The sequence below is a fragment of the Paenibacillus tundrae genome, from assembly GCF_036884255.1.
In the GTDB taxonomy this organism is placed as follows: Bacteria; Bacillota; Bacilli; order Paenibacillales; family Paenibacillaceae; genus Paenibacillus.
Genome location: NZ_CP145605.1, coordinates 3,921,265 through 3,947,881 on the forward strand (window position 1 = coordinate 3,921,265; position 26,617 = coordinate 3,947,881).

At 45.2% G+C, this 26,617-nt stretch carries 24 protein-coding genes and 1 other annotated feature; of the genes, 8 read left to right on the forward strand and 16 right to left on the reverse strand.

What is annotated here, in order from left to right:
* Positions 1-272: 272 nt before the first annotated feature.
* From miaA to V6W81_RS17585, 11 genes are all read right to left on the reverse strand, one after another.
* On the reverse strand, positions 273-1,223 hold the full coding sequence (gene miaA, locus V6W81_RS17535) for a tRNA (adenosine(37)-N6)-dimethylallyltransferase MiaA (RefSeq protein ID WP_430700889.1): 951 nt from the start codon (positions 1,221-1,223) through the stop codon (positions 273-275).
* The gene (locus V6W81_RS17540) at positions 1,204-1,989 is read right to left on the reverse strand and encodes a class I SAM-dependent methyltransferase (protein WP_145047246.1); all 786 of its coding nucleotides are present in this window, start codon (positions 1,987-1,989) and stop codon (positions 1,204-1,206) included. Before V6W81_RS17540 ends, miaA begins: the two co-directional genes overlap by 20 nt.
* A 17-nt stretch (positions 1,990-2,006) precedes the next feature.
* The gene (gene mutL / locus V6W81_RS17545) at positions 2,007-4,136 is read right to left on the reverse strand and encodes a DNA mismatch repair endonuclease MutL (protein ID WP_338539908.1); all 2,130 of its coding nucleotides are present in this window, start codon (positions 4,134-4,136) and stop codon (positions 2,007-2,009) included.
* A 22-nt stretch (positions 4,137-4,158) separates the two neighbouring features.
* Entirely contained in the window at positions 4,159-6,951 is a 2,793-nt protein-coding gene (gene mutS / locus V6W81_RS17550) for a DNA mismatch repair protein MutS (protein ID WP_338544021.1), read from the reverse strand.
* Between the two features lie 230 nt (positions 6,952-7,181).
* Positions 7,182-8,438, reverse strand: coding sequence for a putative amidoligase domain-containing protein (locus tag V6W81_RS17555; RefSeq protein WP_338539909.1), 1,257 nt, complete (start codon positions 8,436-8,438; stop codon positions 7,182-7,184).
* Positions 8,439-8,633: 195 nt separating this feature from the next.
* A complete protein-coding gene (locus V6W81_RS17560; RefSeq protein ID WP_145411226.1) occupies positions 8,634-9,194 on the reverse strand; it encodes an outer spore coat protein CotE in 561 nt (186 codons plus the stop codon).
* Positions 9,195-9,269: 75 nt separating this feature from the next.
* Positions 9,270-10,247 (reverse strand): aromatic acid exporter family protein, encoded by a 978-nt coding sequence (locus tag V6W81_RS17565; RefSeq protein WP_145047254.1) that lies wholly within the window; start codon positions 10,245-10,247, stop codon positions 9,270-9,272.
* A gap of 479 nt (positions 10,248-10,726) precedes the next feature.
* Complete coding sequence (locus tag V6W81_RS17570; RefSeq protein ID WP_145047507.1) at positions 10,727-11,524, reverse strand: ABC transporter permease; 798 nt, start codon at positions 11,522-11,524, stop codon at positions 10,727-10,729.
* 38 nt (positions 11,525-11,562) lie between these two features.
* Positions 11,563-12,357 carry an ABC transporter ATP-binding protein gene (locus V6W81_RS17575; RefSeq protein WP_338539910.1) on the reverse strand — a complete coding sequence of 265 codons (795 nt, stop codon included), beginning with the start codon at positions 12,355-12,357 and terminating at the stop codon, positions 11,563-11,565.
* 30 nt (positions 12,358-12,387) lie between these two features.
* Positions 12,388-13,392, reverse strand: coding sequence for an ABC transporter substrate-binding protein (locus V6W81_RS17580; RefSeq protein ID WP_338544023.1), 1,005 nt, complete (start codon positions 13,390-13,392; stop codon positions 12,388-12,390).
* A 143-nt stretch (positions 13,393-13,535) separates the two neighbouring features.
* Positions 13,536-15,050, reverse strand: a complete 1,515-nt coding sequence (locus V6W81_RS17585; protein WP_338539911.1) for a carboxypeptidase M32 — start codon at positions 15,048-15,050, stop codon at positions 13,536-13,538.
* 225 nt (positions 15,051-15,275) lie between these two features.
* On the opposite strand from V6W81_RS17585, the gene V6W81_RS17590 reads away from it, so the two are divergent.
* The 4 genes from V6W81_RS17590 to V6W81_RS17605 all read left to right on the forward strand — a co-directional run bounded on the left by V6W81_RS17590 (position 15,276) and on the right by V6W81_RS17605 (position 17,483).
* Complete coding sequence (locus tag V6W81_RS17590) at positions 15,276-15,839, forward strand: beta-class carbonic anhydrase (RefSeq protein ID WP_128101709.1); 564 nt, start codon at positions 15,276-15,278, stop codon at positions 15,837-15,839.
* Positions 15,840-16,026: 187 nt separating this feature from the next.
* Positions 16,027-16,593 (forward strand): PadR family transcriptional regulator, encoded by a 567-nt coding sequence (locus V6W81_RS17595; protein WP_056689898.1) that lies wholly within the window; start codon positions 16,027-16,029, stop codon positions 16,591-16,593.
* Between the two features lie 102 nt (positions 16,594-16,695).
* The gene (locus tag V6W81_RS17600) at positions 16,696-17,196 is read left to right on the forward strand and encodes a hypothetical protein (protein WP_145047260.1); all 501 of its coding nucleotides are present in this window, start codon (positions 16,696-16,698) and stop codon (positions 17,194-17,196) included.
* 5 nt (positions 17,197-17,201) lie between these two features.
* On the forward strand, positions 17,202-17,483 hold the full coding sequence (locus V6W81_RS17605) for a YxcD family protein (RefSeq protein WP_338539912.1): 282 nt from the start codon (positions 17,202-17,204) through the stop codon (positions 17,481-17,483).
* A 75-nt stretch (positions 17,484-17,558) separates the two neighbouring features.
* On the opposite strand, the gene tyrS is transcribed toward V6W81_RS17605, so the two are convergent.
* The 4 genes from tyrS to V6W81_RS17625 all read right to left on the reverse strand — a co-directional run bounded on the left by tyrS (position 17,559) and on the right by V6W81_RS17625 (position 22,134).
* On the reverse strand, positions 17,559-18,818 hold the full coding sequence (gene tyrS / locus V6W81_RS17610) for a tyrosine--tRNA ligase (RefSeq protein ID WP_145047264.1): 1,260 nt from the start codon (positions 18,816-18,818) through the stop codon (positions 17,559-17,561).
* Positions 18,819-18,939: 121 nt separating this feature from the next.
* Positions 18,940-19,162, reverse strand: a binding site (T-box leader).
* Between the two features lie 186 nt (positions 19,163-19,348).
* Positions 19,349-19,789, reverse strand: a complete 441-nt coding sequence (locus V6W81_RS17615; RefSeq protein ID WP_338539913.1) for an Imm63 family immunity protein — start codon at positions 19,787-19,789, stop codon at positions 19,349-19,351.
* 213 nt (positions 19,790-20,002) lie between these two features.
* Positions 20,003-21,472: a protein adenylyltransferase SelO gene (locus V6W81_RS17620; protein WP_338539914.1), complete on the reverse strand. Its 1,470-nt coding sequence runs from the start codon at positions 21,470-21,472 to the stop codon at positions 20,003-20,005.
* Between the two features lie 353 nt (positions 21,473-21,825).
* Positions 21,826-22,134 (reverse strand): Dabb family protein, encoded by a 309-nt coding sequence (locus V6W81_RS17625; protein WP_338539915.1) that lies wholly within the window; start codon positions 22,132-22,134, stop codon positions 21,826-21,828.
* 161 nt (positions 22,135-22,295) lie between these two features.
* On the opposite strand from V6W81_RS17625, the gene V6W81_RS17630 reads away from it, so the two are divergent.
* Positions 22,296-23,144, forward strand: coding sequence for an AraC family transcriptional regulator (locus tag V6W81_RS17630; RefSeq protein ID WP_338539916.1), 849 nt, complete (start codon positions 22,296-22,298; stop codon positions 23,142-23,144).
* Positions 23,144-24,085, forward strand: a complete 942-nt coding sequence (locus tag V6W81_RS17635) for a DMT family transporter (RefSeq protein WP_338544024.1) — start codon at positions 23,144-23,146, stop codon at positions 24,083-24,085. The genes V6W81_RS17630 and V6W81_RS17635 overlap by 1 nt, the downstream gene beginning before the upstream one ends.
* Here the strand turns inward: V6W81_RS17635 and V6W81_RS17640 are convergent.
* Positions 24,077-24,769, reverse strand: coding sequence for a pseudouridine synthase (locus tag V6W81_RS17640; RefSeq protein ID WP_338539917.1), 693 nt, complete (start codon positions 24,767-24,769; stop codon positions 24,077-24,079). The genes V6W81_RS17635 and V6W81_RS17640 overlap by 9 nt on opposite strands.
* A gap of 165 nt (positions 24,770-24,934) precedes the next feature.
* Here V6W81_RS17640 and V6W81_RS17645 point away from each other — a divergent pair, with 165 nt between their 5' ends.
* Positions 24,935-25,819, forward strand: a complete 885-nt coding sequence (locus V6W81_RS17645) for a hypothetical protein (RefSeq protein ID WP_338539918.1) — start codon at positions 24,935-24,937, stop codon at positions 25,817-25,819.
* Positions 25,820-25,894: 75 nt separating this feature from the next.
* Positions 25,895-26,527 carry a DUF1963 domain-containing protein gene (locus tag V6W81_RS17650; RefSeq protein ID WP_338539919.1) on the forward strand — a complete coding sequence of 211 codons (633 nt, stop codon included), beginning with the start codon at positions 25,895-25,897 and terminating at the stop codon, positions 26,525-26,527.
* Positions 26,528-26,617 lie beyond the last annotated feature (90 nt).

Here is a 26,617-nt window from a genome sequence, read left to right on the forward strand (position 1 = left end):
GAACAGTTTCATATAATCCACAAAAACCCCTTGTCTGCTATTTTGCACCTTGTTACAAGCAAATTAATAACTAGAAGACTTATCCATTATACACCGCTCACCAGTTTTGCAAAAGAGGGACAAATCCTCCGTTTGTTAACGCTTTTCTTCTCGATCCCTCTGTTCTTCTCTCGAATGGGTTGCATGCTGATTCTGCGAAAATAATAAACCTCCCTCTTTTTATTCAAAAGAGAGAGGTTCAAAAGTTGTAACACTGAGTATTCCGTTATAAATCAACTAAATCTCTGCTTAATTAATCCAGACACTTGCTCAAGATTACCTGCAAAATGTTCAGTATCTGTCACATCGACCCACTCGATATCTTTCATGTGACGGAACCAGGACAATTGACGTTTAGCGAATCGACGTGTGTCCCTTTTCAACCATTCCACCGCTGCTTCCCAGTTCACTTCCCCTTGCAGATATGCAGCAATTTCCTTATAACCAAGCCCTTGCATGGAAATATGCCCTCTGGCAACACCACGATCTAACAAGGATTTCACTTCATCGACTAAGCCCTGCTCGATCATCAGGTCGATTCGTTCCTCCACACGGCTGTACAGCTTCGCACGATCCATCGTGAGTCCAATGATGCTTAGGTCGTATGGAGACTCTTTCTTTTGAGCTGCAAGTTGATCTGACCATTTCTCACCCGTTAAATGATGGATTTCCAACGCCCGCACGATTCTTCGCTGGTCATTTATGTGCAAACGATCTGCACTCACAGGATCGACTGCTCTTAGTTTATCGTGAAGCGCCTGAGCTCCATGTTGCTCCGCATAACGAAATTGCTCTTCGCGAAACGCTTCGTCGGAGCCGCTATCCGAGAACTGAAAACCATAACATACCGATTCCACATATAGCCCGGTTCCGCCTACAATGAACGGAAGTTTACCACGTTCTTGAATTTCTCCAATTAAACGTGTAGCGCTCTCCTGAAACTCCGCCACGGAGTACGGATATTCCGGTTCATGTATATCAATCAAATGATGAGGGATACCCTCCATCTCATCTCGTGTAATTTTAGCCGTGCCAATATCCATTTCGCGATATACCTGCATGGAATCTCCCGAAATAATCTCACAATGAAACGCTTTGGCAAGCTCAATGCTCATTCTTGTTTTGCCTACTGCTGTTGGTCCAACCAATACAAGCAATTTCGGCTTAGTTTCCACTTTCAACATTAATCACTCCGTACAGTGTTTTTGCATTCGCTCGATCCAGCACCTCGAATCCAAGCCTCGTAAACTCCACGCTGCCGCGCTTTTCCTTCATAACGATCCGCTTACGTGCCACTCGCTTCGCTTCAACAATACTCTCTTCCGCTAAAGCATTTGCGTTTGCATACTCTCGAAGAGGCTGGATGGCACTGGAGTCCATCATTGGCTCACGAAACATCGGATCAAAGTAAATCGTATCACAGCTTCGGTCAGGCAGTGACCGCAGTAAATCCAGATGATTGGCATGATGGAGCTCAATACGTCTGAATGCTTCATCTACTGCAGGCTGGTTACTCTCATAATGAGACATCCCTTCCACTAACAATGCGTAAAGGGCTGGTGAGCTTTCGCATGCAATCACACGTCCACTTTTGCCAGCAGCAACAGAGAAAACCATCGCATCCGTACCTAAGCCTGCTGTGCAGTCTAGGATGGTATCTCCTTCACATACTAAACCAGCGTCTAGCATAGGATCAGGCTCTCCTCTAAGCACACGCTTCGCACGAACAAACCCCATACTTGGATGAAATTCCAGTTGGGGTGCGTCCTTGCGAAATAAACGCGCTCTACCTTTCAATACAACAAGAATCTCATTGACTCCGTACCGTTCTAGCATTCTTGTCAACGATGTTCTGTTGCGTGGCACGTAAGTTCCGCCTGTTGATTGTGCAAGCTTTCGTGCCCGTTCCACGAGAGAAGTGGCCTCCGTGTCACCGGTTGTAATATACATAACTTCCTCCTAAATGATTACATCACCCGTTTAAATAGCTTTTCCAGATCATAAGTTGAAAATGAAACTACAATCGGTCTACCATGTGGACAAGTGTAAGGTTGCCTGCACGAACCCAACCGCTGAATCAAGACTTCCGCTTCCTGATTGGTCAGCTTTTGATTCGCCTTAATGGAAGCCTTACACGAACACATAATTGAAGCAGCTTCTCTCATTTTCGCCACATCAATGCTTCGCTCACTAAGCACCCATTCAGACATTTCCTCAATGATGTCCTTCTCATCCCCTTTAGGAAACCAAAAAGGATGCGAGCGTACTCGAAAAGTCTGTCCGCCAAAGTGCTCTAAATAAACACCTGCCTGTTCAAACCAGGCTAATCTTGTTTTCAGCTTTTCCGTCTCCGATGGCGTAAACTCAAGTGTTATTGGTAACAACAACTCCTGTGAAGCTGTTGCTGGATTGCCAAATTTCTCATAATAATACTCGTAATTCACTCGTTCATGTGCAGCGTGTTGATCGATCAGATAGAGTCCATCTTCGTTCTGCGCAATGAGATACGTGCCATGATGCTGTCCAATCAGACTAAGATCGGGGAATGCAGGCATCGACGCATTGGATTGGATGGCAGACGCCAGTTTCGCCGTATCCGGCAGACTGGAGCCCTTCCAGCTCCGTTCTCCCTTTGCAGTGTTACTTGGACTGTAGGATGAACGTGATTCTCTAACAGAATAATCTGTAGAGCGATGTTGATTCACAGATGATTTATCATGTTGTAACGGTTGTGAATTAGCACGTTTCGGACTCAACGAAGCAAATGGATCATATGAAGCTTCATGTTCAGGTGGTGCCTCAGGCAATGGTGCCAACTGATTTACGAGTTCAGTAGCCTCGCCAGGTTGAACATCAGCAGGAGCATCTAGATCATCCTCCTCTGAAGGAAGGATTGACCCCGAGATATGCTTTGAACCGATCTCCGATCCTTTGCCTGATCCATGCTTCAATTCGTTTTCTGGTGCATCACCTGCGGTTGGTTGTCCTTTATGCCCTTCAGAATCTCCATATTCCTTAACCGGCCCTCTTGGAAAAAGGAACTGTTCCTGAATAAATGAGCTATCATCTCCACGTCTGATCTGTTGCTTCTTGACCTGGGGAATAAGAACTTCCTGTCGCAATATACCACGCACCGTCGCTTCCACAAATTCGTATAACTCAGCTTCTTTGCTGAAGCGTACCTCAAGCTTCGCTGGATGCACGTTCACATCCACTAGTGATGGATGCATCTCAAGTTGAATAACGACGAGTGGGAAACGATTAATGGGTAGTAAGGTATGGTAGGCCTTAAGAATCGCCTGATTGAGACCATAATTTCGAATAAAGCGACCATTCACTATCGTTGACATCCCACCACGATTAGCACGAGTCCACTCCGGCAGACTGATTAATCCACTCATGCGATAGTCTAGATTCTCACCTTCAATCGGTAACATCGCCTTGGCTGCACTCGTTCCATAGATGGCGGCAACGACCTGCAGCAGATCCCCATTACCTAACGTTTGCAACAACACGTTGGCATTATGCCGCAGTGTAAATGAGATATGAGGATGAGACATCGCCATACGATATAACACGTCTGAAATATGCCCCAATTCAGTCTGAATGGTTTTCATATATTTTAATCTCGCCGGTGTGTTATAAAATAACTCCTTCACAATAAACTCCGTGCCTTGTGGTGATGTCGCATCCTCATGTGAAGTAAGCTTACCACCCTCAATGATGATGCGCCGTCCTCGACCGTCATCCCCACTGGCTGTCAATACATCAACCTTAGAAACTGCCGCTATACTTGGTAAAGCCTCGCCGCGGAACCCTAGGCTGGTAATCTGAAATAGATCACGCCCATGGGTAATTTTGCTCGTAGCATGACGGTAAAAGGCAGTCTCTAGATCATCAGGTTCTATGCCTGACCCATTATCCTTGACGCGAATGCTAAGAAGTCCACCTTCCTCTACTGCAACCTCAATTTTGGTAGCTCCAGCATCCACCGCATTCTCTAGCAACTCTTTCACCACAGATGCAGGGCGCTCAACAACCTCACCTGCTGCTATCTGGTTGGCAATATGTTCGTCTAGTACATGTATTTTCGCCACAGGTTTCTCCCCTCCCGTATTCTCAGGATAACTGCTGCGCCTTTAATTTGAGTTCATTCAATACTTGCATTGCCTGAAGTGGTGTCATATTCATCACATCAATGTCTTTCATATGGTGAATGAATTCCTTCGTCGATTGATCCATCTCCTGGATAACTGGAGCCTGAGTTGCACTCGGTTCTTCGTCCCCGAAAATAGACAGTTGCACAACTTCAGGAGACTTATGACTAGATTGCCCCTTATTGCCTTTTCTGATCTCCTGCTCGGTTCGTTGATTAGACTGCTCGATAGGTTCGTTTGGCTCCAAAGATACGTTTTCCTCACGGATGATCGAAGAAGCATCGATCAGTGATGTGTCCTCCCTGGAGAAAACTTCACGCTCACTGAGCTTGACTACAGTCTCACTCCCTACGGCCACCTGGGCGGCAGCATGCTCGAACCCATGAAGCAATCCATTGGCTCGCTCGATAATGCTATCCGGCAATCCTGCCAAACGTGCGCAATAGATTCCGTAGCTGCTGCTTGCCGCACCAGCAATGAGCTTACGCAAGAAATTGACTTTGTCGCCACTTTCTTGAACAGCCATGGAGTAGTTCGCCAGCTTGCCTAAACTCTCCTCCAGATGAGCAAGTTCATGGAAGTGTGTTGACACAAGTGCCTTACATCCAATCACGTCATGTACATATTCAATAACGGATTGGGCAATGGCCATACCTTCGCTCGTGGATGTGCCTCGTCCCAACTCGTCAATAATAATCAAACTCCGTGGTGTAGCTTTTTCGGTCATAACCTGAATATCAGCCATTTCCACCATGAACGTACTCTGACCACCGATCAGATCATCGGCAGCACCAATTCGAGTGAAAATCCGATCCATAATCGGTACTTCTGCCTGTCCAGCAGGAACGAAGCAACCAATCTGCGCTAGAATCGATATGAGTGCCACCTGTCTCATATACGTACTCTTACCAGCCATATTAGGGCCAGTGATTAACAGAATCCGAGCTTCATCCTTCTTCATTGCAGTTTGATTGGCGATAAACGCCCCATCTCGCATAACAGCCTCAACCACAGGATGTCGCCCTTGCTCAACAACAAGATTGTATCCATCCGTGATTGTAGGCTTAACGAAACTACGTTCAGCACTGATCGCTGCAAACGATTGATACACATCAATCTCTGCGACCTGTTCAGCCAGCTTCTGCAATCTGGCAATTTCTAAGTTCAGCTTGTCTCGAAGTTCCGTAAATAGAGCATACTCAATATCAACCATTTTATCCTGTGCTTCAAGGATTAAGGTTTCTTTCTCTTTCAATTCTGGCGTGATATAACGCTCCGCATTAGCAAGAGTCTGTTTCCGCTCATAACGTCCCTCTGGAAGGGCAGCCAGATTCGATTTGGTAATTTCAATATAATAGCCAAATACCTTGTTATATCCGATTTTAAGTGAACGAATGCCGGTAGCCTCACGCTCTCTCGCTTCCAATTCCGCAATCCATTGCTTGCCATTCACAGAAGCTTCTCGTAGCTCGTCCAGCCGTTCATGATATCCTGCTCGAATTAATCCACCGTCTCGCACGGATACGGGTGGCTCATCCACAATTGCCTGCCCGATGATATCACGCAGATCCTCACAGTTGTCCATCACCTGCGCAATTTGTTGAAGGGTAGCAGACGATGAATCTGCACAGTGCTGGCGCAAGCGAGGTACTTTGTACAGCGATTGCTTCAGTGCATTCAGATCTCGTCCGTTGGCATTGCCAAATGCAATTCGCCCGACTAAACGCTCTAGATCATAGATATCCTTGAGCTCCGCACGAAGGTCTTCACGTAAAATAAACTGATTATATAGCGTATCAACCGCTTCAAGACGCTCATTAATTTTGCCTTTTTGCAGCAATGGCTTATCAACCCATCTACGTAACATACGTGCACCCATCGACGTTTCCGTTCGATCTAACAGCCACAGCAATGAACCTTTTTTGGATCGTTCCCGTACCGTTTCAACCAGCTCCAGATTACGTCTAGTGAACGGATCAAGGATCATGTAATGTTCTGGCTCATACGTCGAGATTTGAGTAAGCTGACCAAGAGAACGCTTCTGCGTTTCACTTAGATAAGAGAAGAGGCGTGCAATACATTCTTGGCGCTCTGGCTCCAGCCGAGCCCATACCGCTTCACCGAATTGCTGACGCACCAGATCTCCCTTGCTCTTCACCCATGGCGTATATACCACCGGTCGACCTATCGGTGACGATTGGGCTGCAACGACATCGAGCAAGGCAGCATCCCCCACAAATTCCGAGGGTTCGTAGATACCGATCTCGTCCTTAAGCCACTCTGCAGAATACGGAACGGATGTGACATACAACTCTCCTGTGGACAAGTCACACGCCGCCAAAGCCAGTGTATTGGCATTTCCCGTTAAACAAACCATATAGTTATTCGATTTGTCTCCGAGGGTTTTACCTTCCATAACTGTACCAGGAGTAATGACACGCACAATCTCACGGCGAACCATTCCTTTTGTTACCGTCGGATCTTCCATTTGTTCACAGATCGCTACTTTATATCCTTTTTCAATCAAACGCTGTATGTAATTGTCAGCCGAATGATAAGGTACGCCACACATCGGAATTTTATCTTCTGTACCGCCATTACGCGCGGTTAATGTTATTTCAAGCTCACGAGCTGCATTGATTGCATCATCGAAGAACATTTCATAGAAATCACCTAATCTAAAAAAAAGAAAAGCATCCTGTGCTTCAGCTTTAACTTGCAAGTATTGTTGAATCATTGGCGTATACTGAGCCATGAATATCCTCCATCCGTTTGCTTTTACTGTCAGGGTAGCATCAATCCTTACAGCGCGTTCTTTTGGCACATTTTTGAACGCCCCCTATAAGGAACAATAAGGCGGTAAAGCATCTAATCATGCCTCCGCCTCGTGTTATGGCTTGCGCCATTTCCCTGCAGGTTGCTTGCCTGCCTATCTTCCGTAGCTATATCCAAACCTGATCGAATCTTATTATAACAAAAAAGTATTCATTCTTCATGACTTGCTCGAATATTCCAGAGTTTGCGTATATCCCGACTCTCATCCCATGTGTTGCCCTCTCTCAACTGACGGATGAGAGGCGCTGCGTATCGTTCTACCTTGTCGTATCCGGATAGCCTTGTCAGGTCATCCAGAAGCGTAGGAATATACCTCTGCATCACATCCCGATCCCCCTCGTAAAAAGCCGTGTGAACAGGAGCTTGAGCCAAGGGGCGCTGACGTAGATACAAAAAGTTACCTGCGATGAGACGGGCTAGCGCAACGACCCCTTTGGCAACTAACGGAGACACCAAGAAGCTTGGAAGTGTGCGGTACTCGAATCCACCGTAGGACTTTACGCGAAAATCCCCAAGAACGCCGTAGCGCGGGCGTCTCCCATCTCCCCGAGGATCCTGTAGAAAGGCAAGCGGCAGCGCCAAGTAATTATCCAGAGCGCGTAACAAATGACCGCTTAGCGTAACCCCACTGAAGTGGATATGCCCGCCAAGTGGCAGACCTCGCTGTGGCATCCCTCCTGCCTGCCATATCAATGAGTGATCCGTTATGCTGCGTGAGGCTAGGTTAAAGGCTCGAAGCAAATGGGTGAGCAATTCACGTGGCTCGGCGCTTGGAGACGGACGCAACTCCGCGACAGGATAGATCCGTCGACCACCGATTGTCACCGAATCACACCCAGCAAGCCCTGAGCGCTCTAGAAACCGGGAGGCAGGAACGATTTTGGATTCAGGCATCTGTACAAGCAAGAATTCCGGATCCATCCCAAGCACCGGAATGACCTGATGACGACGTTCTTCATCCAGCGTTGTCTGAAGCTCGTTCCAACCTGCACGATACAGTGTTGTCAGATCCGTCATTCCTTTCCATGGCCGGGGATCAATTGAGATTACCGCACAGCCAGTCTTACCTGAGGCCTCGAGCCTTACAGAGCCATGATCTAATCCAAGCGTATACAATGTTTTGACCGCTAGTCTTTCAATCCGTTTGAACAGCGTTGATGCTGCGTCACGATCAAGCACACTTTCCTGCGAACTGTTCATACCACTTGTATCTCTTCGTTTGATTCTAATAGCCTGAAGACAGCATACCTCCACCTCATAACGAACGCGCAGTCCAGACTTAAGCCTCAGCTTTTCCTGTGATGAAGCCACTTCAATGCCTACTTGCTCCAGCCGCCTGATTCGTTCACCAGAGGGCATCCCTTGGTATCTCCTTACTGCCTCCTCCGCTTCCTCCATCACATTCATCCTTTCCCCTCCCTTCATCTGGTTTTACGAAAATTTTAATCGCATCAAATAGTACATTACATTCAACGTTTACCTCACATCGCCTAATCTCTTTCTGCCTTCCATAATAAAATAAAAAAAAGAGGGCTTACGCCCTCTTCGTTGCCGCTTCCGGCGCATATGATACCTTAAAGTTGAACAACAGGTACGATGAACTTACAGCTCATCGTCCAGCAGATCGGGATCGAGATCATCATAATCTCCATCGCTGCTGCCGTAGTCGTAGTCCTTATCCTCATAATCTCCACAACCATCCGTGCACACTTTCACACAAACCTTAGTTTCAGCTACCAGTTCAACAGCGAATTCCCGTTCCACCCGGATAATTACGCTGCCTCCACCTGCTGATACTGTGGCTTCCACACAACTTGGTTCCTGCGTTGATTCCGCAGATACCTCTACCGTGGAAGCCCGGTGCTTTGGATCCAGGTAAGACAGAGGCACATGTTCTACATACGACACCGTTTCTTTGGCTACATCCGTCTGCGAGTTTTTGTCATAGGAATACCAAATGTTGATATCGTAAGTACCAATAACTTCAATCCCATCTCCCGCTGATACGGCTTCATATTGGTGGTTGATAATCCAAGCCCCCAAAATACTGGTCGGACCATTTGGCGGAGTCACGGTATGTGTTACGGTAGAGAACTTACGACCTTTGCCGCAGATCGCCTTCGTGATGATCTCTCTACATTGATGTTTATGACTCAATGACATCTTTAAACCTCCTCCATACAATCATTCACTACAAGTGTATGCAGGGCATCCGTCTAGGGTGACAACTATTTTCTATTATTCATTTGTAGATTGAGAACGATCCGAAATCGGTGACGGCGCTTTGTCCTTCTTCGCGATCTTAAGATACAGCGCGAGTTCGCGGCATAGCTGGAGAATTGCAGAACGAATCTCGAATTCTTCCCTTGTATCTGGCAGCTCCATACGTCTGAATTCTTCTTGTACATCTGCAAGAAGTTTTTCGGTTCGTCCAGTGTATGACTCTGTCAGTACATCCTGACTAAGCTGATCGAACAGCTCTGAGACCATCTCGGCATGAGGCATCTTCTGATATATCTGAGATACAAGATGCATCATATGCTGAATCGAATCCAGCTGCGTTTTCCGCATGTAGAAATATACGCTCCATTCCTCATTAGGATGGATCACTTGATTTTCGAGTGAGCGCTTCGCTGCTTCAATACCACCGAGAACGGCTTTATCTGCTTCAATAAGCTCTTTACCTGCCCATACTTCATTCGGATTACGCAGTGTAGCTGCAAATTCTTTGAAAATGACTGAGAACAGTTCATCGATTCTTTTACGAATACGTAACATCTGCGGGTCTGCAGCAGGCATATAAGCCAGATTTACGATCATGGCAGAACCCAGACCAATTAATAGCAACGCGACTTGCACCAAGATAATGTGTACATCCATTTCTCCACCGCTGAATACACGGAACACCACGACAGACCCTGTCACAATGCCTTCTTTAAACCCGGCTCGAACAATGACCGGAAATGCAATTAATATGTATACCGCCAACACCCAATAATGAAAACCGAGAAAATGAAAAAGCACACTGGCAAACAGTAGCCCCACGACTGACGCGAAGAAACGCGCTGATATTGTACGGATACTTTTTTTTCTGGTTACATCCACACCTAGGATGGCAAGCAATCCTGCCGATGTCGGACCAGGTAGTCCGCACCAATCCGCAATCAGTACAGCCATTAGTGCTGCGATTGCGGTTTTTATTACCCTAAAGCCCATTTAACATTCCATCTCCTCTAAGCTGAAAAAAATTCATAGCCAGCTCGTCTCCCTCCGGAATTCAACGCTTTGCACGCTTGTCTGCTGGTACGCGTTCAATCCTCTGATACAACAGATCCCACCGATGGTATGCATAACGCTACAAACGATAATGCTAGTATTACACAACTTGCAGCAATCCATTGCTCTTCCATATCAAAAACAAGGAATGATGTATGGTAAGGTTATGATTGAAATGACAAACGACATCAACCGACATGCACAGGCATGCCGGTCATAACAATGCGCCCCCAAGAGGACGCTGGCTAATCCATGCGACGGAACCATCAGGCTCTCTATTTCAATCGTCATCTGTATTCCCGACTGCGCGGAATATCGTAATTGTATGGTACTTGATTTTGTCTGTTCGGGCAACGTGACACCTCTTGTGAAATTGTATACATATCATTTCATAGGCCAAAAATCCTTTTTTAGCGGCACTATAATGATCTGCGTCCTGCTATTAATTTACGTTCAACATATACCACCAGTTGGTACATGGCAGTGGCGACAACAGCAATAATTAATAAGCTGGAGAGTACCAACGTGAAATTAAACACCTGGAATCCATAGATAATTAGATAACCTAGACCCTGTTTTGCAACCAAAAATTCACCTACGATTACACCAACCCATGCCATACCAACATTTACTTTGAGCGTAGACACGATGGCAGGAAACGACGCAGGCAGAACAACTTTCTTGAAAACTTCAGTACGATCCCCACCAAATGTGCGAATTACTTTAATATAATTACGATCCACCTCATTAAAGCTGTTGTACACTACAAGCGTCGTAATAATGACTGTAATGGATAACGTCGTCATCACGATGGCTGTAAAGCCAGCACCAAACATCACAATAAAAATTGGACCCAGCGCTACCTTCGGCATACTGTTGAACACAACCATATACGGATCAAGCACCTTGCAGAGAAAAGGAGACCACCAGATCAGGACAGCAAGTAATGTTCCTACGAGTGTCCCCAGCAAAAAACCGACTGCCGTCTCCCCTACAGTAACCCCAACATGCACCCAGATTTCCCCACTCGCAACATCCTTGCCGATTTGACTGAATATTTTACTCGGATAACTAAACAGCAATACATCAATCCAACGCATCCTTCCAGCAAGTTCCCATAAAAGAAACATACCTACCAGCAGGGATAACTGTACCGCAAGCACCTGACGACGCCATCTCGCTACCTGCTGAATGTGGTTTTGATATAACTCTTTCATCCAGACCTCGCGGTTTTCCTGCTTTCGTTTTGCCTGATTCACTCGATATTCTCACCTCCTCCGGACTGTTCAAGCTCGCTCCATAAAGCTTGAAAAAGTTCGTTGAATCCTTCCTGCTCCCGAGCAAAAAAAGGCTGAGCCTCCCGTATCGCTGCTGGAACAACAAACTCCTTACGTATGCGACCCGGGTTACGATCAAGCACAATAATCCGATCACTTACAGCAATAGCTTCGGATAGATCATGGGTTACAAGCACTGCCGTTTTCCCTGACTCCTTCAAAATATCAGATACCAGATCTTCCAACTGCAGCTTGGTCTGGTAATCCAGCGCAGAGAACGGTTCATCCAACAGCAATAATCCTGGGTCAGTCGCAAGTGTGCGTATAAGAGCAACTCTCTGCCGCATGCCACCAGACAATTCGGATGGGTACTGATTCTCCGTTCCCGCAAGCCCCATATCTGCCAGTAGTTCACGTGTTCGAATTCGACTTCGGTCGTCCAGTCTGCCTGTAAGTTCAAGTCCAATCAGTGCATTGTCCAAAATAGTTCTCCAGGGGAATAGATAGTCCTGTTGCAGCATATAACCTACTTGGGAAGACGGGCCTTCAACCAGTCTTCCTTTGACGCTAACTTCACCTGCTGTCGGCGTAAGCAGCCCGGCGATGATCGACAATAAGGTCGTTTTGCCACATCCACTTGGGCCGACTAAGCTGACAAATTCTCCTTGATTCACACGAAGGCTTAGGTTCTCAATCACCAAGGAAGCTTCACGTTCACTGACATACACTTGCGAGATCCCTTCCAATCGGATTACCGTTTCGGATTCAGGCATTTACGATCACTTCCTTTCCTGAACACCTTCTTACTTCGACGCCGCGGCTTTTTCCGCAAACGCATTATCCACAATCACTTCTCCATCCACACGTTCCTTCAGTTCGCCTGCCGCACTCATCACATCCAGTAGATTGTTCCACTCATCCTCATCAATAATCGGATCCGTCGCATACGTACCTTGTTCCTTATACCGATTCACACTGCTGATCAGGATCGCTGGATCGATATCCTTGAAGAATGGAAGAATGACCTCAGCAATCTCTTCTGCGGTATGAGAATCCACCCATAGCTGCGCTTTGTGCAACCCATTGGTAAACTTCTGAACCACTTCTTGGTTATCGTTAATAAAGCTTTGTTTGGTCATGAACACGGTATAGGGCAGCTTCCCACTCTCCGTTCCGAATGATGCTACGACTTTCCCGCGTCCCTCTTGCTCAAAAATAGATGCCTGTGGTTCAAACAGCTGCACATAATCTCCCGTACCCGATGCAAAGGCGGACGCGATATTCGCAAAATCCACATTTTGAATCAGTTCGAGATCCTGATGTGCATTGATTCCATGTTTGCTTAATGCAAACTCTCCTGCCATTTGCGGCATACCGCCTTTTCGTTGTCCTAAGAACGTGCTCTCTCTTAATTGATCCCAGTCAAAGGTATCCTCTGTATTCCGGGCAAACAGAAACGTTCCGTCGGTCTGGGTAAGCTGTGCAAAGTTAATGACCCGATCCTCAGCACCCTGCTGGTACACATAGATGGACGTTTCTGCTCCCACCAAGGCGATGTCAACAGAGCCAGCAAGTAACGCCGCCATCGTTTTATCCCCGCCAGCCGTCGTTTGAATATCCACCTCAAGCCCTTGTTCTTCAAAAAAACCTTGAGCCACAGCAACATATTCTGGTGCATAGAAGACTGAGCGCGTAACCTCACCTATTGTAATTTTGGACTCATTTTTTTCTTGGTTACAGCTGGTGAGTGCAACGATGACAATGAGCAAAATAACGATCGCTCGGATGAACCAGGGCGTGTATTTCATCATATTCCCCTCCTTTTTGGGCTTCCATTGTTTCTCTACTAACAATATGCGGAAGCCCAGCAAAAGGTTAAGAAGTTGCACACAAAAGAAGAGCGAGGCTCGTTCGCCCCGCTCTTGCAAATTAAATATGGTTGTTGCCTGATTTACAGCTTATATATTTCAGCGTATTTCTCTTCCAAATAATCAGCCAAATAATCTGGATTCAATTCTTCTCCTGTTACTGCCATGATTAATTCAGAAGGTGTACGTGTTCTGCCATAACGATAAATTTTGTCCGTCAACCATTCCTTGATTGGAATGAGATTGCCTTCAGCGATATGGGCATCGAATTCGGGCATCTCTTTGCGCAACGTATGTAGAATCTGTGCCGCATACATGTTGCCGAGAGAATACGATGCAAAATAACCGAAATCTCCACCGGACCAGTGAACATCCTGAAGCACGCCTTCACCATCATTCGGCGGTGCAATACCAAGATACTCCTTGTACTTTTCATTCCACGTTTCCGGTAGATCCTTCACTTCAAGCCCTTCATTGAACAGCATTTTCTCAATCTCATACCGGATAATAATATGCAGGTTATACGTCAGCTCATCTGCATCAATCCGAATTAACGAACTCTCTACACGGTTAATTGCGCGGTAGAAATCCTCCAGCTCAACTTCGCTAAGCTGCGGGAAATGTTGCTGTAAATCCTTGTAATAGCGTGACCAGAACGGAAGACTGCGGCCAATCATATTCTCCCAAAGGCGGGACTGAGATTCGTGAATCCCCATCGACGTTCCTTCTGCAAGGAGTGTGCCTGCCAAGCTATCATCAATATTTTGTTCATACAAGGCATGTCCACCTTCATGCAATGAACTGAAGACCGCACTCGCCACATCATCCTGCAAATAGTTCGTAGTGATCCGCACATCACCTGGGTTAAGACCTGTAGCAAATGGATGAACACTCTCGTCCAAGCGACCCGCTTCAAAGTCATATCCCATTTGTTCCAAAATAAATAGACTGAACTTCTCTTGTTGTTCTGTATCAAACAACTGGTTCAAGAAGGATGTGTCAGGTTTGTGATCCGAAGCATTGATCTTCTCCTGTAAAGGAACTAAGCGGTCTTTAAGACGAGCGAATACCGCATCGACCTTCTCCACTGTAAGATCAGGCTCATACATATCCAGCAACGTATCATAACGCGTATCCTTGACACCCCAATAATCAATAAACTCCTGTTTGAGTTTAACAATGTCAGTGAGATACGGAGAAAATCCAGCAAAATCGCTGTTATGCTTGGCATCTTCCCATGCTGTTTCTGATTTAGCTGTCAGTACAGTGTAAGCTTGAACTTTCTCAGGAGGAACGGACTGACTACGATCGTATTCCTTTTTGCAATCTTCCACCTGGCGGCGATCAAGATCCTCAAGTTGTTGTAATACGTCAGGCTGAGTCAATGTATCGAGGTATGATTTCATTTCAGCAGAAGTTTGTAGCTTGAAAGCTTCGGTAGACAACATACCCAGAGTTTCGGATCGTGTGGGAACACCTTTCTTAGGCGCACCTGTGCGTAAATCCCAGTGAAGCAATCCAATGGCTTCATGATAACTTTTGATTTTGCGAACTAAAAGACGAAAAGATTCCAAATGTTCTAGTGTTTGTTGATCCATTGTTACGCTCACCTCTCCAAATTTAATAGTTTTCCCTATTGATGATACTTTTTGAAATGGCTATAATCAACTTTTAACAGAGGCAAATTGAATTAGGGTTCTAAAATGAAGCCATAATGATAGATGCTGACGGTAATGATTGAAGCAATACGGCTTACGCTAGGACAAGCTACACGTAATGTAATTGGCCGTGCTCATCGTATTTAATCACAGGAGGCAATGGATATGAACAACATTCAAGAGATTCTGGAACACAACAAAACATTTGTCGAGTCAAAAGAATACGAAAAGTATACGGCTGGTAAGTTCCCAACCAAAAAAATGGTTATCATCACATGTATGGATACCCGGTTGGTTGAATTGCTGCCCAAAGCCATGAACTTGAAAAATGGCGATGTAAAGATCATCAAAAATGCAGGCGCGATCATCTCCCAGCCTTTTGGTAGTGTTATGCGTAGTGTTCTTGTTGCTCTCTATGAGCTTGGAGCCGATGAAGTTGTTGTAGTTGGTCATAAGGAATGTGGTATGGCTTCCCTTCATGCGGAAACGATGATTGGTCATATGTTGGAGCGCGGCGTATCAGAGGAAGTACTGTCTACACTTGAAAACTCTGGCATCCGCCTGAACAAGTGGCTGCGCGGGTTTGACAGTGTTGAAGAAGGGGTAAAACATACTGTGGAAGTGATTAAGAAACATCCACTACTTCCACCTAACGCACCTGTCCACGGCTTGGTGATTGACCCACATACGGGTAAACTTGACCTTGTCGCTGATGGGTATAGCGTGTAGACATCTCTCTCATATGCTTTTGGGTGCGAACCTTCCGGGTTCGCACTCTTTTTTTGTCTAAATTAAGGCAGTTTAGCTGTCAGGTTGTCAAACCATACAGTTTCAGTGTACACTTTTATGAAAGCGGTCAAAGAATACAATTGTATTGTTTTCTCTGGCTCAGCCCTAATATTAAGGAGACATGTGCATGAACATACTTTCCTACGGATTGCTCGGGCTGCTTACCCGCGAGGAGTCGTCAGGTTATGATCTGATGCTGAAAATTCAGCCACACTGGCAGGCTAAGCATAGTCAGATCTATCCCCTCCTGTCCAAGATGGAAAACGATGAGTTATTATCTTCCCGCTGGGTGCAACAGTCTGACAAACCGGACAAGAAAATGTACGCAGTCACGGACAAAGGTATTGAAAAACTGCTTGGATGGATGATCACTCCGGTCACTGCGCCCGTTACACGCGATGAATTCAATCTTCGCATATTGTGTGTCGGTATTGCAGAGGACGGAAGCATGAGACGCATCCTCAATGAGCGTAAAAACTGGTTTAACGAGCGAATACGATATTTTGAAGATTTGAAATCTCGCATCCCGCAGGATAATTTACGTGTGGGAAGTCGAGAGTTCGGGAGCTATATTCTCGTGCAGAAGGGCTTAATGAACGCTCAAACCGGCCTCGAATGGTGTAATTGGGTCACCCAGTTATTAGATGGTCAAGCGGCGATTCAGGATCCAATCCCGGTCATTTCGGAAAATTAAACAAAATTTGAAACGTTTCCGCGAGTTAACCGTATTACTTAAGCAAGGCTGTATTTTATGGAGAAATCCAACAACATTAATCGGGGGGTTACGATCTTTACAATGAAGAAAAAATTCGGTATTAAACATCTTATGATGGTGTTCATGGCATTTACATTACTGTTCGCAACAGTTGGTGTGGTTAACCCAGATTCAGCCGATGCAAGACGTGGCGGCGGTTTCAAATCAGGTACGAAAAGTTATAGCAATACTCCTAAGAAATCGGATTCCAATAACAATGTAAGTCAATCGAACAGCAATAACAACTCAGGTACAGGCGCAGCTGCAACAAACCGTGGTGGATTCTTCGGCGGTGGCGGCGGATTCATGAAAGGTATGATGCTTGGTGGTTTGGCTGGATTGATGTTCGGTGGATTGTTCGGCGGCATGGGAGCTCTGGGTAACATCCTTGGATTGCTCGTAAACGTAGCTGCTATTATGTTGATTGTTATGCTTGCGATGACACTCTTCAGAAAGCTCACCAACCGTAAACCAGCGGCAGACGGACGTTATAATCGCCGTGATGATCGTGATGATGACCGTAACAGAAACGGACGGTACTAATTCCTATGGTTCTGAGCATGGATGAAATCGTGAATGCGATCTGCCTTCACATGGCAGAACGTAAAGGTGTACGACCAACTGATGTTAACGTTGAATTGAGCTGGGAGGAAGACACAGGATACTCCGCTGAAGTCTGGATTCAAGGCCGAAGTCAATTTTTGGTTGAATCCAACATGATTGAAGCGATTCTGCGTTATCTCCACAGTGAATATAATATTCGAGCTTATCGTGAAGATATACGACTGGATCTTGATGAAGAGATTACAGCGATTGTAAATCAACACTAATTAAGCTTGAAGCACTAGTAAAACCGCCCCCCTTTGATCTAATCAAAGGGGGGCGGTTTTGTATTGCTGTCTTTTTTACTTCAACTTCACCAGGCTGTAGTTCTTCTTCCCTTTACGGATAATGATGAACTTCCCACCGATGGCATGCTCTGCAGAAACGTTAAATTCCAGCTCTGTTACTTTCTCACCGTTCATGGAGATTGCACCTTTGGTAATATCCTCACGCGCTTGACGTTTTGATGGCTCTAAACCAAGATCCACCAACCAGTCAACGATATTTTTAGCTTCGCCTTCCGTTTCAAAGGTAGGCATTTCTTTGAAGCCCTGCTCGATCTCATCTGCCGTCAAGGAACGAATATCTCCACTGAACAAGGCTGCTGTAATCCGTTTAGCCTGCTCCAGCATGTCCTCACCATGCACGAATCTCGTCATTTCTTCAGCGAGTGCCTTTTGTGCTTCACGTTTATGCGGCTCTGTCTCCACCTTTTGTGCCAAGGCCTCGATCTCCTCTTTACTCAAGAACGTGAAGTATTTCAAGTATTTCACGACATCACGATCATCCGTGTTCGCCCAGAACTGGTAGAACTCAAATGGTGTCGTTTTGTTCGGATCCAGCCAGATTGAACCACCTGCTGATTTACCGAATTTAGTGCCATCTGCTTTGAGCATGAGCGGAATCGTCAGACCGTACGCTTTAGCCTCAGAGCCTTCTTTTTTACGAATGAGATCAAGACCACTCGTAATGTTTCCCCATTGATCAGAGCCGCCGATCTGCAATTGTACGTCTTCATTCTTGTACAGGTGCAGGTAATCAAGTGATTGGAGAATCTGGTAGGAGAATTCAGTGAACGAAATTCCGTCCTCAAGTCTGCTCGCCACGACGTCTTTAGCAAGCATCGTATTGAGGTTGAAGTTTTTGCCGTAGTCACGTAAAAATTCAATGACATTGATCTGGTGTGTCCAGTCATAGTTATTTACCATGCGTACCTGATTGTCGCCTTCGGTCACAAAAAGCTTTTTCAACTGAGCTGTCAATGCATTCACATTGTCTTGAACTTGCTCCAATGTCTGCAAAGAACGCTCAGACTGACGTCCACTTGGATCACCAATCGTACCTGTCGCTCCGCCAATCAAAATGACTGGACGATGTCCTGCCTGCTGGAAACGCTTGAGCATCATAAAAGGAATCAAATGCCCGATATGCATACTGTCTCCTGTAGGATCGACACCACAGTACAAGGAGACCGACTTCGACCCAATCAGCTCACGCAGTCCTTCCTCATCCGTCTGTTGGTTAATGGCTTCGCGCCATTCTAATTCATCAATAATATTCACGAATATACAACTCCTTCTCCAGTTTCATAATCCTCAGCTCATGAGATACGTGAGTCAGCAAGAAACACTTCTGGGCAGCTTTTTTTGGACACAAAAAAATCGCCTCCTTGTCATCTGTTGACATAGGGACGATTCATAACCGTGGTACCACCCAACTTGCACAGACATTGAAACCAACCTGTTGTCTGTACCGCTTTTGGCGAAATATCGTTCGCCATCCCGCTTGGCATTACCCAAGATACTCCAGAGTGTAATTCGCAGCCCTTGTATGTATCAGGTTCCATCAACCCCTGACTTTCTGTAACAGGGACAAAGCCGCTACTGCGCTCTATCATCGTAGTTCATGTATTAGATTATAGCCAGTATAGCGGAACCTTTGAGTCAATGCAAGACCAAGTAATCTCTACCTTATATGCTTTGCGAATCTATGGTTGGTCACCAATATTATTCTCAAGATACTTTTCAAAAAAAGATGCTTTGGAAACAGCGTTCGTCCATATTATACACCAACAGATAAAGACCTATGCTCTTCAGCTCTGTTCAAGTTCCCGCCTCTTGCCACTCTCGTGCCAATGTAGATATACTCCACCAATCTGTTGGAAAGCCTCCTTAACATCCGAGTTCAGTTCTGCATAGACAGCCTCCGTGTACTTCAAATGTGTATGTACATTGTCAACTCCATGCCGTTTCATAAGTTCAACATGCGCAATCGTAAAAATAATATCTTCCAGTAACCAGTATAGAACTTCGTCTGTTTGCTTCAATCGCTTCTTCAACATAGGCATTCCCCGCTCATAGATTGTAACTATATAGGCGGTTTTGCCCACTTCTACATAAGGCACACCCTCCCATTTAAACGCCTCAAATAAACGATTAATATTGCCCGCTAACTGATCCGGAGGTAAAGATGTATGCTTGAGTAGTTCAGCTAGTGCATCTGCAATTTCTTGTTTGTTCAGCAAATGTGACATATTCACACTCCTATAGCCTGCCGATTTAATACGGGATTTCCTCCCACTATTCAAGGCTTGTCCTCGACATTGATTCACTTTATATATCTTAACCTTCATCCTTACACTATTCCATTAAAAAAGCTGCCCTTAGGCAGCCTTAATTTATTTCATTTTACGAATAACACTAGATGTGGTGCGATAATTACATATTACCATGTTTTATTCTTAGGTTTAAGTACCGCAGAATGTTCGATAAGATGAGTCACATGTGGCAGGGACTTCGGTGTACTCTGAACGTTCAATCGAATGGTCGAATGGATTTGACAGCACCTCAACTAGTTTCTCTACCAAACTAAGATCCCCATGATTTTCCGCACGATCCAGCGCTTCCTCTACTCGATGATTCCGTGGAATGACCGCTGGATTATGATTGCTCATCAGTTGTCGTGCTTCTTCTCTGGATTGAGGCTGTCTCTCCAACCTTGTCTGCCAGTGTGTATGCCACTCCTTGAATGGATCAAGGTCAGCGAGATTAGAAGGATGAGTCTTATCGAAAGTTAGATCCAAGAAGGTATTGGTATAATCTGCTCCGGCCTTCTCCAGCGTTTCCAAGAGATCCTTCACCAATGTTTCGTCCTCAGGCTCCGCATTAAACAATCCAAGTTTGGCTCTCATGCCAGACAACCACGCTTGATGATACAAGTCAGAGTATTGGGAGATGGCATCCTGGGCAATTTGCACAGCTTGATCCTCATCCTCATGTAATAACGGCAATAGAGACTCTGCTAAGCGCGTTAGGTTCCATCCCGCAATGTAAGGCTGATTGCCATAAGCATACCGCCCCTGAGTATCTATTGAGCTGAACACAGTTCCTGGTTTGTATACATCCATAAAAGCACATGGCCCATAATCGATCGTCTCGCCGCTTAACGTCATATTATCCGTGTTCATGACCCCGTGTATAAAACCAACCAGTTGCCACTGAGCCACCAGCGATGCCTGGCGTTTGATTACTTCTTCAAGCAGAGAGCGGTAGCGGTGCTCATCCAGTTTGATGTCCGAATAGTGACGCTCCAGCGTGTAGTCCGCCAAAGCCCGCAATTCCTCTACCGTTCCCCACCTTGCTGCATACTGGAATGTACCTACACGCACATGACTGGAAGCCACACGGGTTAGTATAGCCCCTGGCCGCTCCGTTTCGCGAATGATGGCTTCTCCTGTTGAAACAACAGCGAGAATTCGCGTTGTAGGAATGCCTAAGGCGTGCATGGCTTCACTAATAATATATTCACGAACCATCGGCCCAACAGCCGCACGTCCATCCCCTCCGCGAGAATATGGCGTTCTCCCAGATCCTTTTAATTGAATATCTACGCGTTCCCCTTCTGGGGTAATCTGTTCACCTAGAAGTAATGCACGTCCATCCCCCAGCATATTGAAATTTCCAAATTGATGACCTGCATACGCTTGAGCCAAGGGCTCAGCCCCTTCGGGTGTGAGGTTGCCAGCAAAAATAGCCGCCCCTGCATCACTGTTCAGCTCTTCTGTATTTAAACCAAGTTCCCTTGCAACTGTATCATTAAAAATGATCAAGTGAGGGGACTGCACAGGCCCCGCTCCCTGCTTCGTATAAAACGTCTGTGGTAATTGTGCATAACTGTTATCAAAATTCCAGCCTGTCGCAAGCTTTGCTGTTGGCATGATATCACTACACTCCTTTTCCTTGAATACAAGGTTATTGTTGCCTACTCAAGCAATGCTCATTTATGTAGTCGCATGAAAAATTCATTGATAGCGAACATGACACTCATGTTCTTGTAGAAACTTTAGCATATTCAGCCCAAATTTGCATGCTTATTCCGTAAATACAGAGCTGTTAACTCTGATAAATAGTATAAAGATGAACCTGACTATCGTCCAATCACAATTATCAATCGGTGAACGATTCCAACTTTTCGAACGACAACACAAAAACAGCTAATCCATAGTCTAACCCATAAACTAGCTTTTGCTGTTGCTGATTCAATTCATTCTTCACTTTTACTTCTCGTCAATTATTTAAGGGGCAACGGATAGTCTGATACGATAACATTCTCAACCCATCCATTAAGAGAAGCTACGAATGCTTGATGAGCAGGATGTGGTCCGTAGGCGCGCAAAGCCTGCTGATCTTCAAAGGTTACTCTTAATCCAATCGTATAACCTTGAATTCGGTCTGTCTCTTCCGTTTGGTTAATACCTGCTGTCAATTCAAGAATGCCCGGAATCTTCTCCTTTAGTGCCAACAATTGATCTACAAACTCCTGCTGCTTAGCCAGTGTGGTCTGATCGTTAAACTTAAAAATAACTAAATGTTCGAACACGTTATTTTCCTCCTTTGTCTGCCTTGAAGCATAGCTTGTTAGTAGTTAATCGTTTACAATCTAAGATGCTCAAATTGTAATGCAAACCGCAATATCATTCAAGAAAATTCCTTCTTCTCCCTTTATACTATGTATAACTTACTAGAAAGAAGGTGCACCATATGACACGTGAAGTGCGAACCGTCGTTTATGATACAGATCTACAATTGGAAGCCTATCAATTCGAAGGTATTATGCAGAAATTCCCGAACCATTTTCATGACTATTACGTCATTGGTTTTATTGAGCAAGGTAAACGTTACCTCGCCTGCAATAACAAGGAATATATGCTGAACAGTGGTGATGTCATTATTTTCAATCCGCAGGATCCTCATGCCTGTGAAGGGATAGATGGTAGAACTTTGGACTATCGATGCATCAACATTCAACCTGAGGTGATGAGAAAATATGTGCAGGAAATTACCGGTCAAGACTACCTTCCCCGGTTTACAGAACCCGTGCTCTATCAGAGTGAACTCTGCACGTCATTACATGAATTACACTTGATGATCTTGGAAGGTCAATCCGATTTCCATAAGGAAGAAGCATTGTTAATGCTATTGGATCAATTGATCAGAGATCATGCGGATGCGCTGGCTCCAGTAGCATCACAGGATCTCACCACCGAAATCAGACGTGTCTGCGAGTACATAGAAGCCCATTATATGGAGCCGATTATGCTAGATCAGTTTGTCGAGATGACAGGTCTGAGCAAATATCACTTGCTACGCTTATTTACAACCCAAAAAGGCATTTCTCCCTATCGCTACCTGGAAACGATTCGCATTAGTCATGCCAAGAAGCTGCTTGAACAAGGTGCACTCCCTATTGAAGTTGCTACGCGGACAGGCTTCAGTGACCAGAGCCACTTTACGAATTTTTTCAAAAAACTGATCGGGCTCACCCCTCGGCAGTATAGACGCATTTTTAATCATGAAGCTAGCGCCAGCGCTGCGAAAGATAGCATATGATGACACATGAACGTCAGCTCTCAACTGGGCATATGCTTGCTCTATTTACAATACTCATCTGGGGAACAACATTTGTCTCTACCAAACTTCTGTTGATCGATTTCACACCTGTGGAGATATTGTTCTTTCGTTTCGTTATCGGATATGTTGTCTTGTTTCTGCTGTATTCCAAACGAATACCCCTGGTCTCATTTAGAGAAGAAATGCTCTTTGCAGCGGCAGGCTTGTGTGGGGTAACCCTTTATTTCCTCATTGAAAATATTGCTTTAACGTACACACTTGCATCGAATGTAGGGGTTATTGTCAGCATCGCGCCATTTTTCACTGCTGTACTTGCACACTTTTTCCTTCATGGAGAGCGTCTGAATCGCTCCTTTGTACTAGGATTCGCCTTTGCACTATCTGGCATCATACTTATTAGCTTGAACGGCAGTTTTTTATTGAAGCTGAACCCCATTGGAGATGTTCTCGCTTTTCTCGCACCTATGGTCTGGGCAGTCTACTCCGTTCTCATGCGCAAAATCGGCGCTTTAACCTATCATACGATCGGTGCAACACGTAAAGTATTCTTCTATGGCTTGGTTTTCATGCTGCCAACCTTGTTTATGTTTGAATTTGACCTTAGGCTGGTGCGGTTCGCCAACATGAACAATCTTGCCAATCTTCTGTTTCTGGGTATAGGAGCCTCTGCACTCTGCTTTGTCACTTGGAACCGAGCTGTACGGGTACTTGGTGCCGTGAAAACGAGCATCTATATTTATCTTGTACCTGTAATTACAGTCGTTGCATCTGCACTCATACTGGACGAAGCGATGACTTGGTTTACCATCCTGGGGGTTGCACTAACCTTGCTTGGATCTTACTTATCCGAAAAAAGAAGTACCGGTCATGTCGATACTTCAAGTAATGTAGCTGGAAAATCCACTAGTCGATCATTGTAATAGGGAAAGAAGCTTGTCCAATTCTATTGGCTCCAGATGTCTCCATTTGCCTCTTTCCAGATGATCCAGCGTAATATTCATAATACGTACCCGCTCCAGCTTCATCACTCTATATCCCAGTGCTTTGCACATGCGTCGGATCTGCAAGTTAAGCCCTTGTGTCAATATGATGCGAAAAACAAATTCACCCTCACGATACACCTCGCAAGGCTTGGTAACGACATTTAGAATCTCAACCCCCGCCGACATCGCATGGATAAACTCATCTGTTAGAGGTCTATCAACGGTTACGATATACTCCTTCTCGTGATTATGCTCAGAGCGCATCATTTTGTTAACGATATCTCCATCATTGGTTAATAAAATCAAGCCCTCTGAGGCTTTGTCGAGTCTACCAACCGCAAAAATTCGCGAGGGATAATTGACATATTCAATGATATTGCCCGCAACGCTCTCGGCAGCCGTACATACAATGCCAATAGGCTTATTCAGTGCTATGTATACACGTTCACGTTCTTCCCTAGGAATTTCTTGTCCATCGATAAGCACGATATCACCTGGCTCAACACCAGCCCCCCTTTCACACACTTCTCCATTGATCGTAATGCGCCCAGCAGCAATCAAGCGATCGGTTTCTCTGCGTGAGCAGTAACCCGTCTCACTGATGTATTTGTTAATTCTCATGTTCCACCATCCTTTATAATTGAAACGGACTTTTTGGGTAACCTCTTTTTTAGTACCTTGTACTGATTTCTATTCATGTCTTAGCCTTATATAATTTAGAGAAACAATACGATCTACCCTTATGTATAAAGAACGCTAACCTAATGTTCATTGAGAGGAGATTTTATGGACAAGAAGTTACTTAAGACTCTGAAGAAATTATATCATTACTCGAATGGCGTGTACGACCGCGAACGTCAAGTTACATTGTACCAGGTTGACACACTGACTGCTGCAGAACAAGAACTCTTGCAAGTTCACAATTGGAATGTGAATGACATCGTACAGATCGAACATGATGTAATCATAGACAAGCTGATTGCTCTACAACAAAATGAGAGCTTATCCTGGCGTACAATTACTGATGCTTTCATTGCAGGAGTAGGCGGCAGTTATCCGAGGGGCATTTCGACACTTGCAAGCTACCATATGATGATTCATACCACTCCGCATATATACGAACAAGCCGAGAGGTTTCTCATGTGCAAAATCTGCGGGTTTAGTCACAACGACAATGGCTGGGAGAATATTTCTTGGATTCGTTATGCCATCCACTTAGGGAATTATTATGGAGGCACTAGCCGTGGTGCTTATGTGGATCTGTATGAGATCGTACACCTGCTGGAGAAAACACCGATTACACCAACAGCAGACGATATCACTATTTTTAACCAACTGCTTATCAGTCTAGATGAGGCAACCGATGATGAATCTCCGGGCAAATATGAGAAGCGTCTCACCTCGAATAAGTTAATCAAAGGCACACCTGGAATCCGGCGTGGTATACTGCAATCTCTCGCCTTGGTTGGGGTTCTACCCAATCAGAAGCTGAGCCTCAGCCCAAATCATTGGACAAAAGTCGAGGATCTTCACCTTGCGGGGTTACAATTAAACAATACCAACGGCCGTTCAGATCTGGAGATGCCATGGGCAGGCTGGAGAGGGAATCATGGTGTCGATTGGACCCATGCGAAGCAGATTTTCGGATATGCCATCCAACATAAATCTTAAACCTACCGATATGTTCACTTTACGCTGGAAGCAGAACATTCGAAGTCAAAGCAATCACAACTAAGGAGCTTGATGATGAACCAAGTTACAAGAATGACATTTGAACCCAATCATGCCAATAAAGACTCAGGGATTTGGATCGGCGGTGACAAAGCATATGTACAAGAGTGGCCCCTTAATCCAGAGGGTGATCCTTTAATTCATCTCTTTTCAATCGATTGTAATCAACTTGCCAAGCATGTACCTTCTGCCTCTTTACCGGCAGATAGGTTCATCTCGGTATTCTCCACCTATTCGGCAGCAGATTATTTTCTGGATCAAGTAACATATACCGGGGATGAGCTGGAGTGGAATGAAAACATATTGGGAGGCTATACATATGTCTCAGTAACTCCTTCTTCTATAATGTCCGCCAGCCCTAGTTCATGCATACCGTTGTGTGGAATAACATTCTCGGAAGTTGAACTAAGGGAGCATGATTTTCCTGCATTCTCATTTCTCACCTCAAATTCACCTAATGGCATGCACGGAATCTCACATCTATTAGTTCATTACGATATCGTATGTCAGATTTATTCGGGTGATTTCCCGGCGCCATATCAAGATATATTAGGACTTTCCGATGCGAATGGATATTTAATGCTACGCAAAGATAACTCGTCAACTGAAGCGCCATTAGTAGGAATTTTCTTTGTGCAGACTGCTTGAATTTGGATTCTCAAATTACAGTTTAATCTTATTATGAACACGAAAAACAACCCAAACGGCCTCAATTCACACGAATTGGAGCTGTTTGGG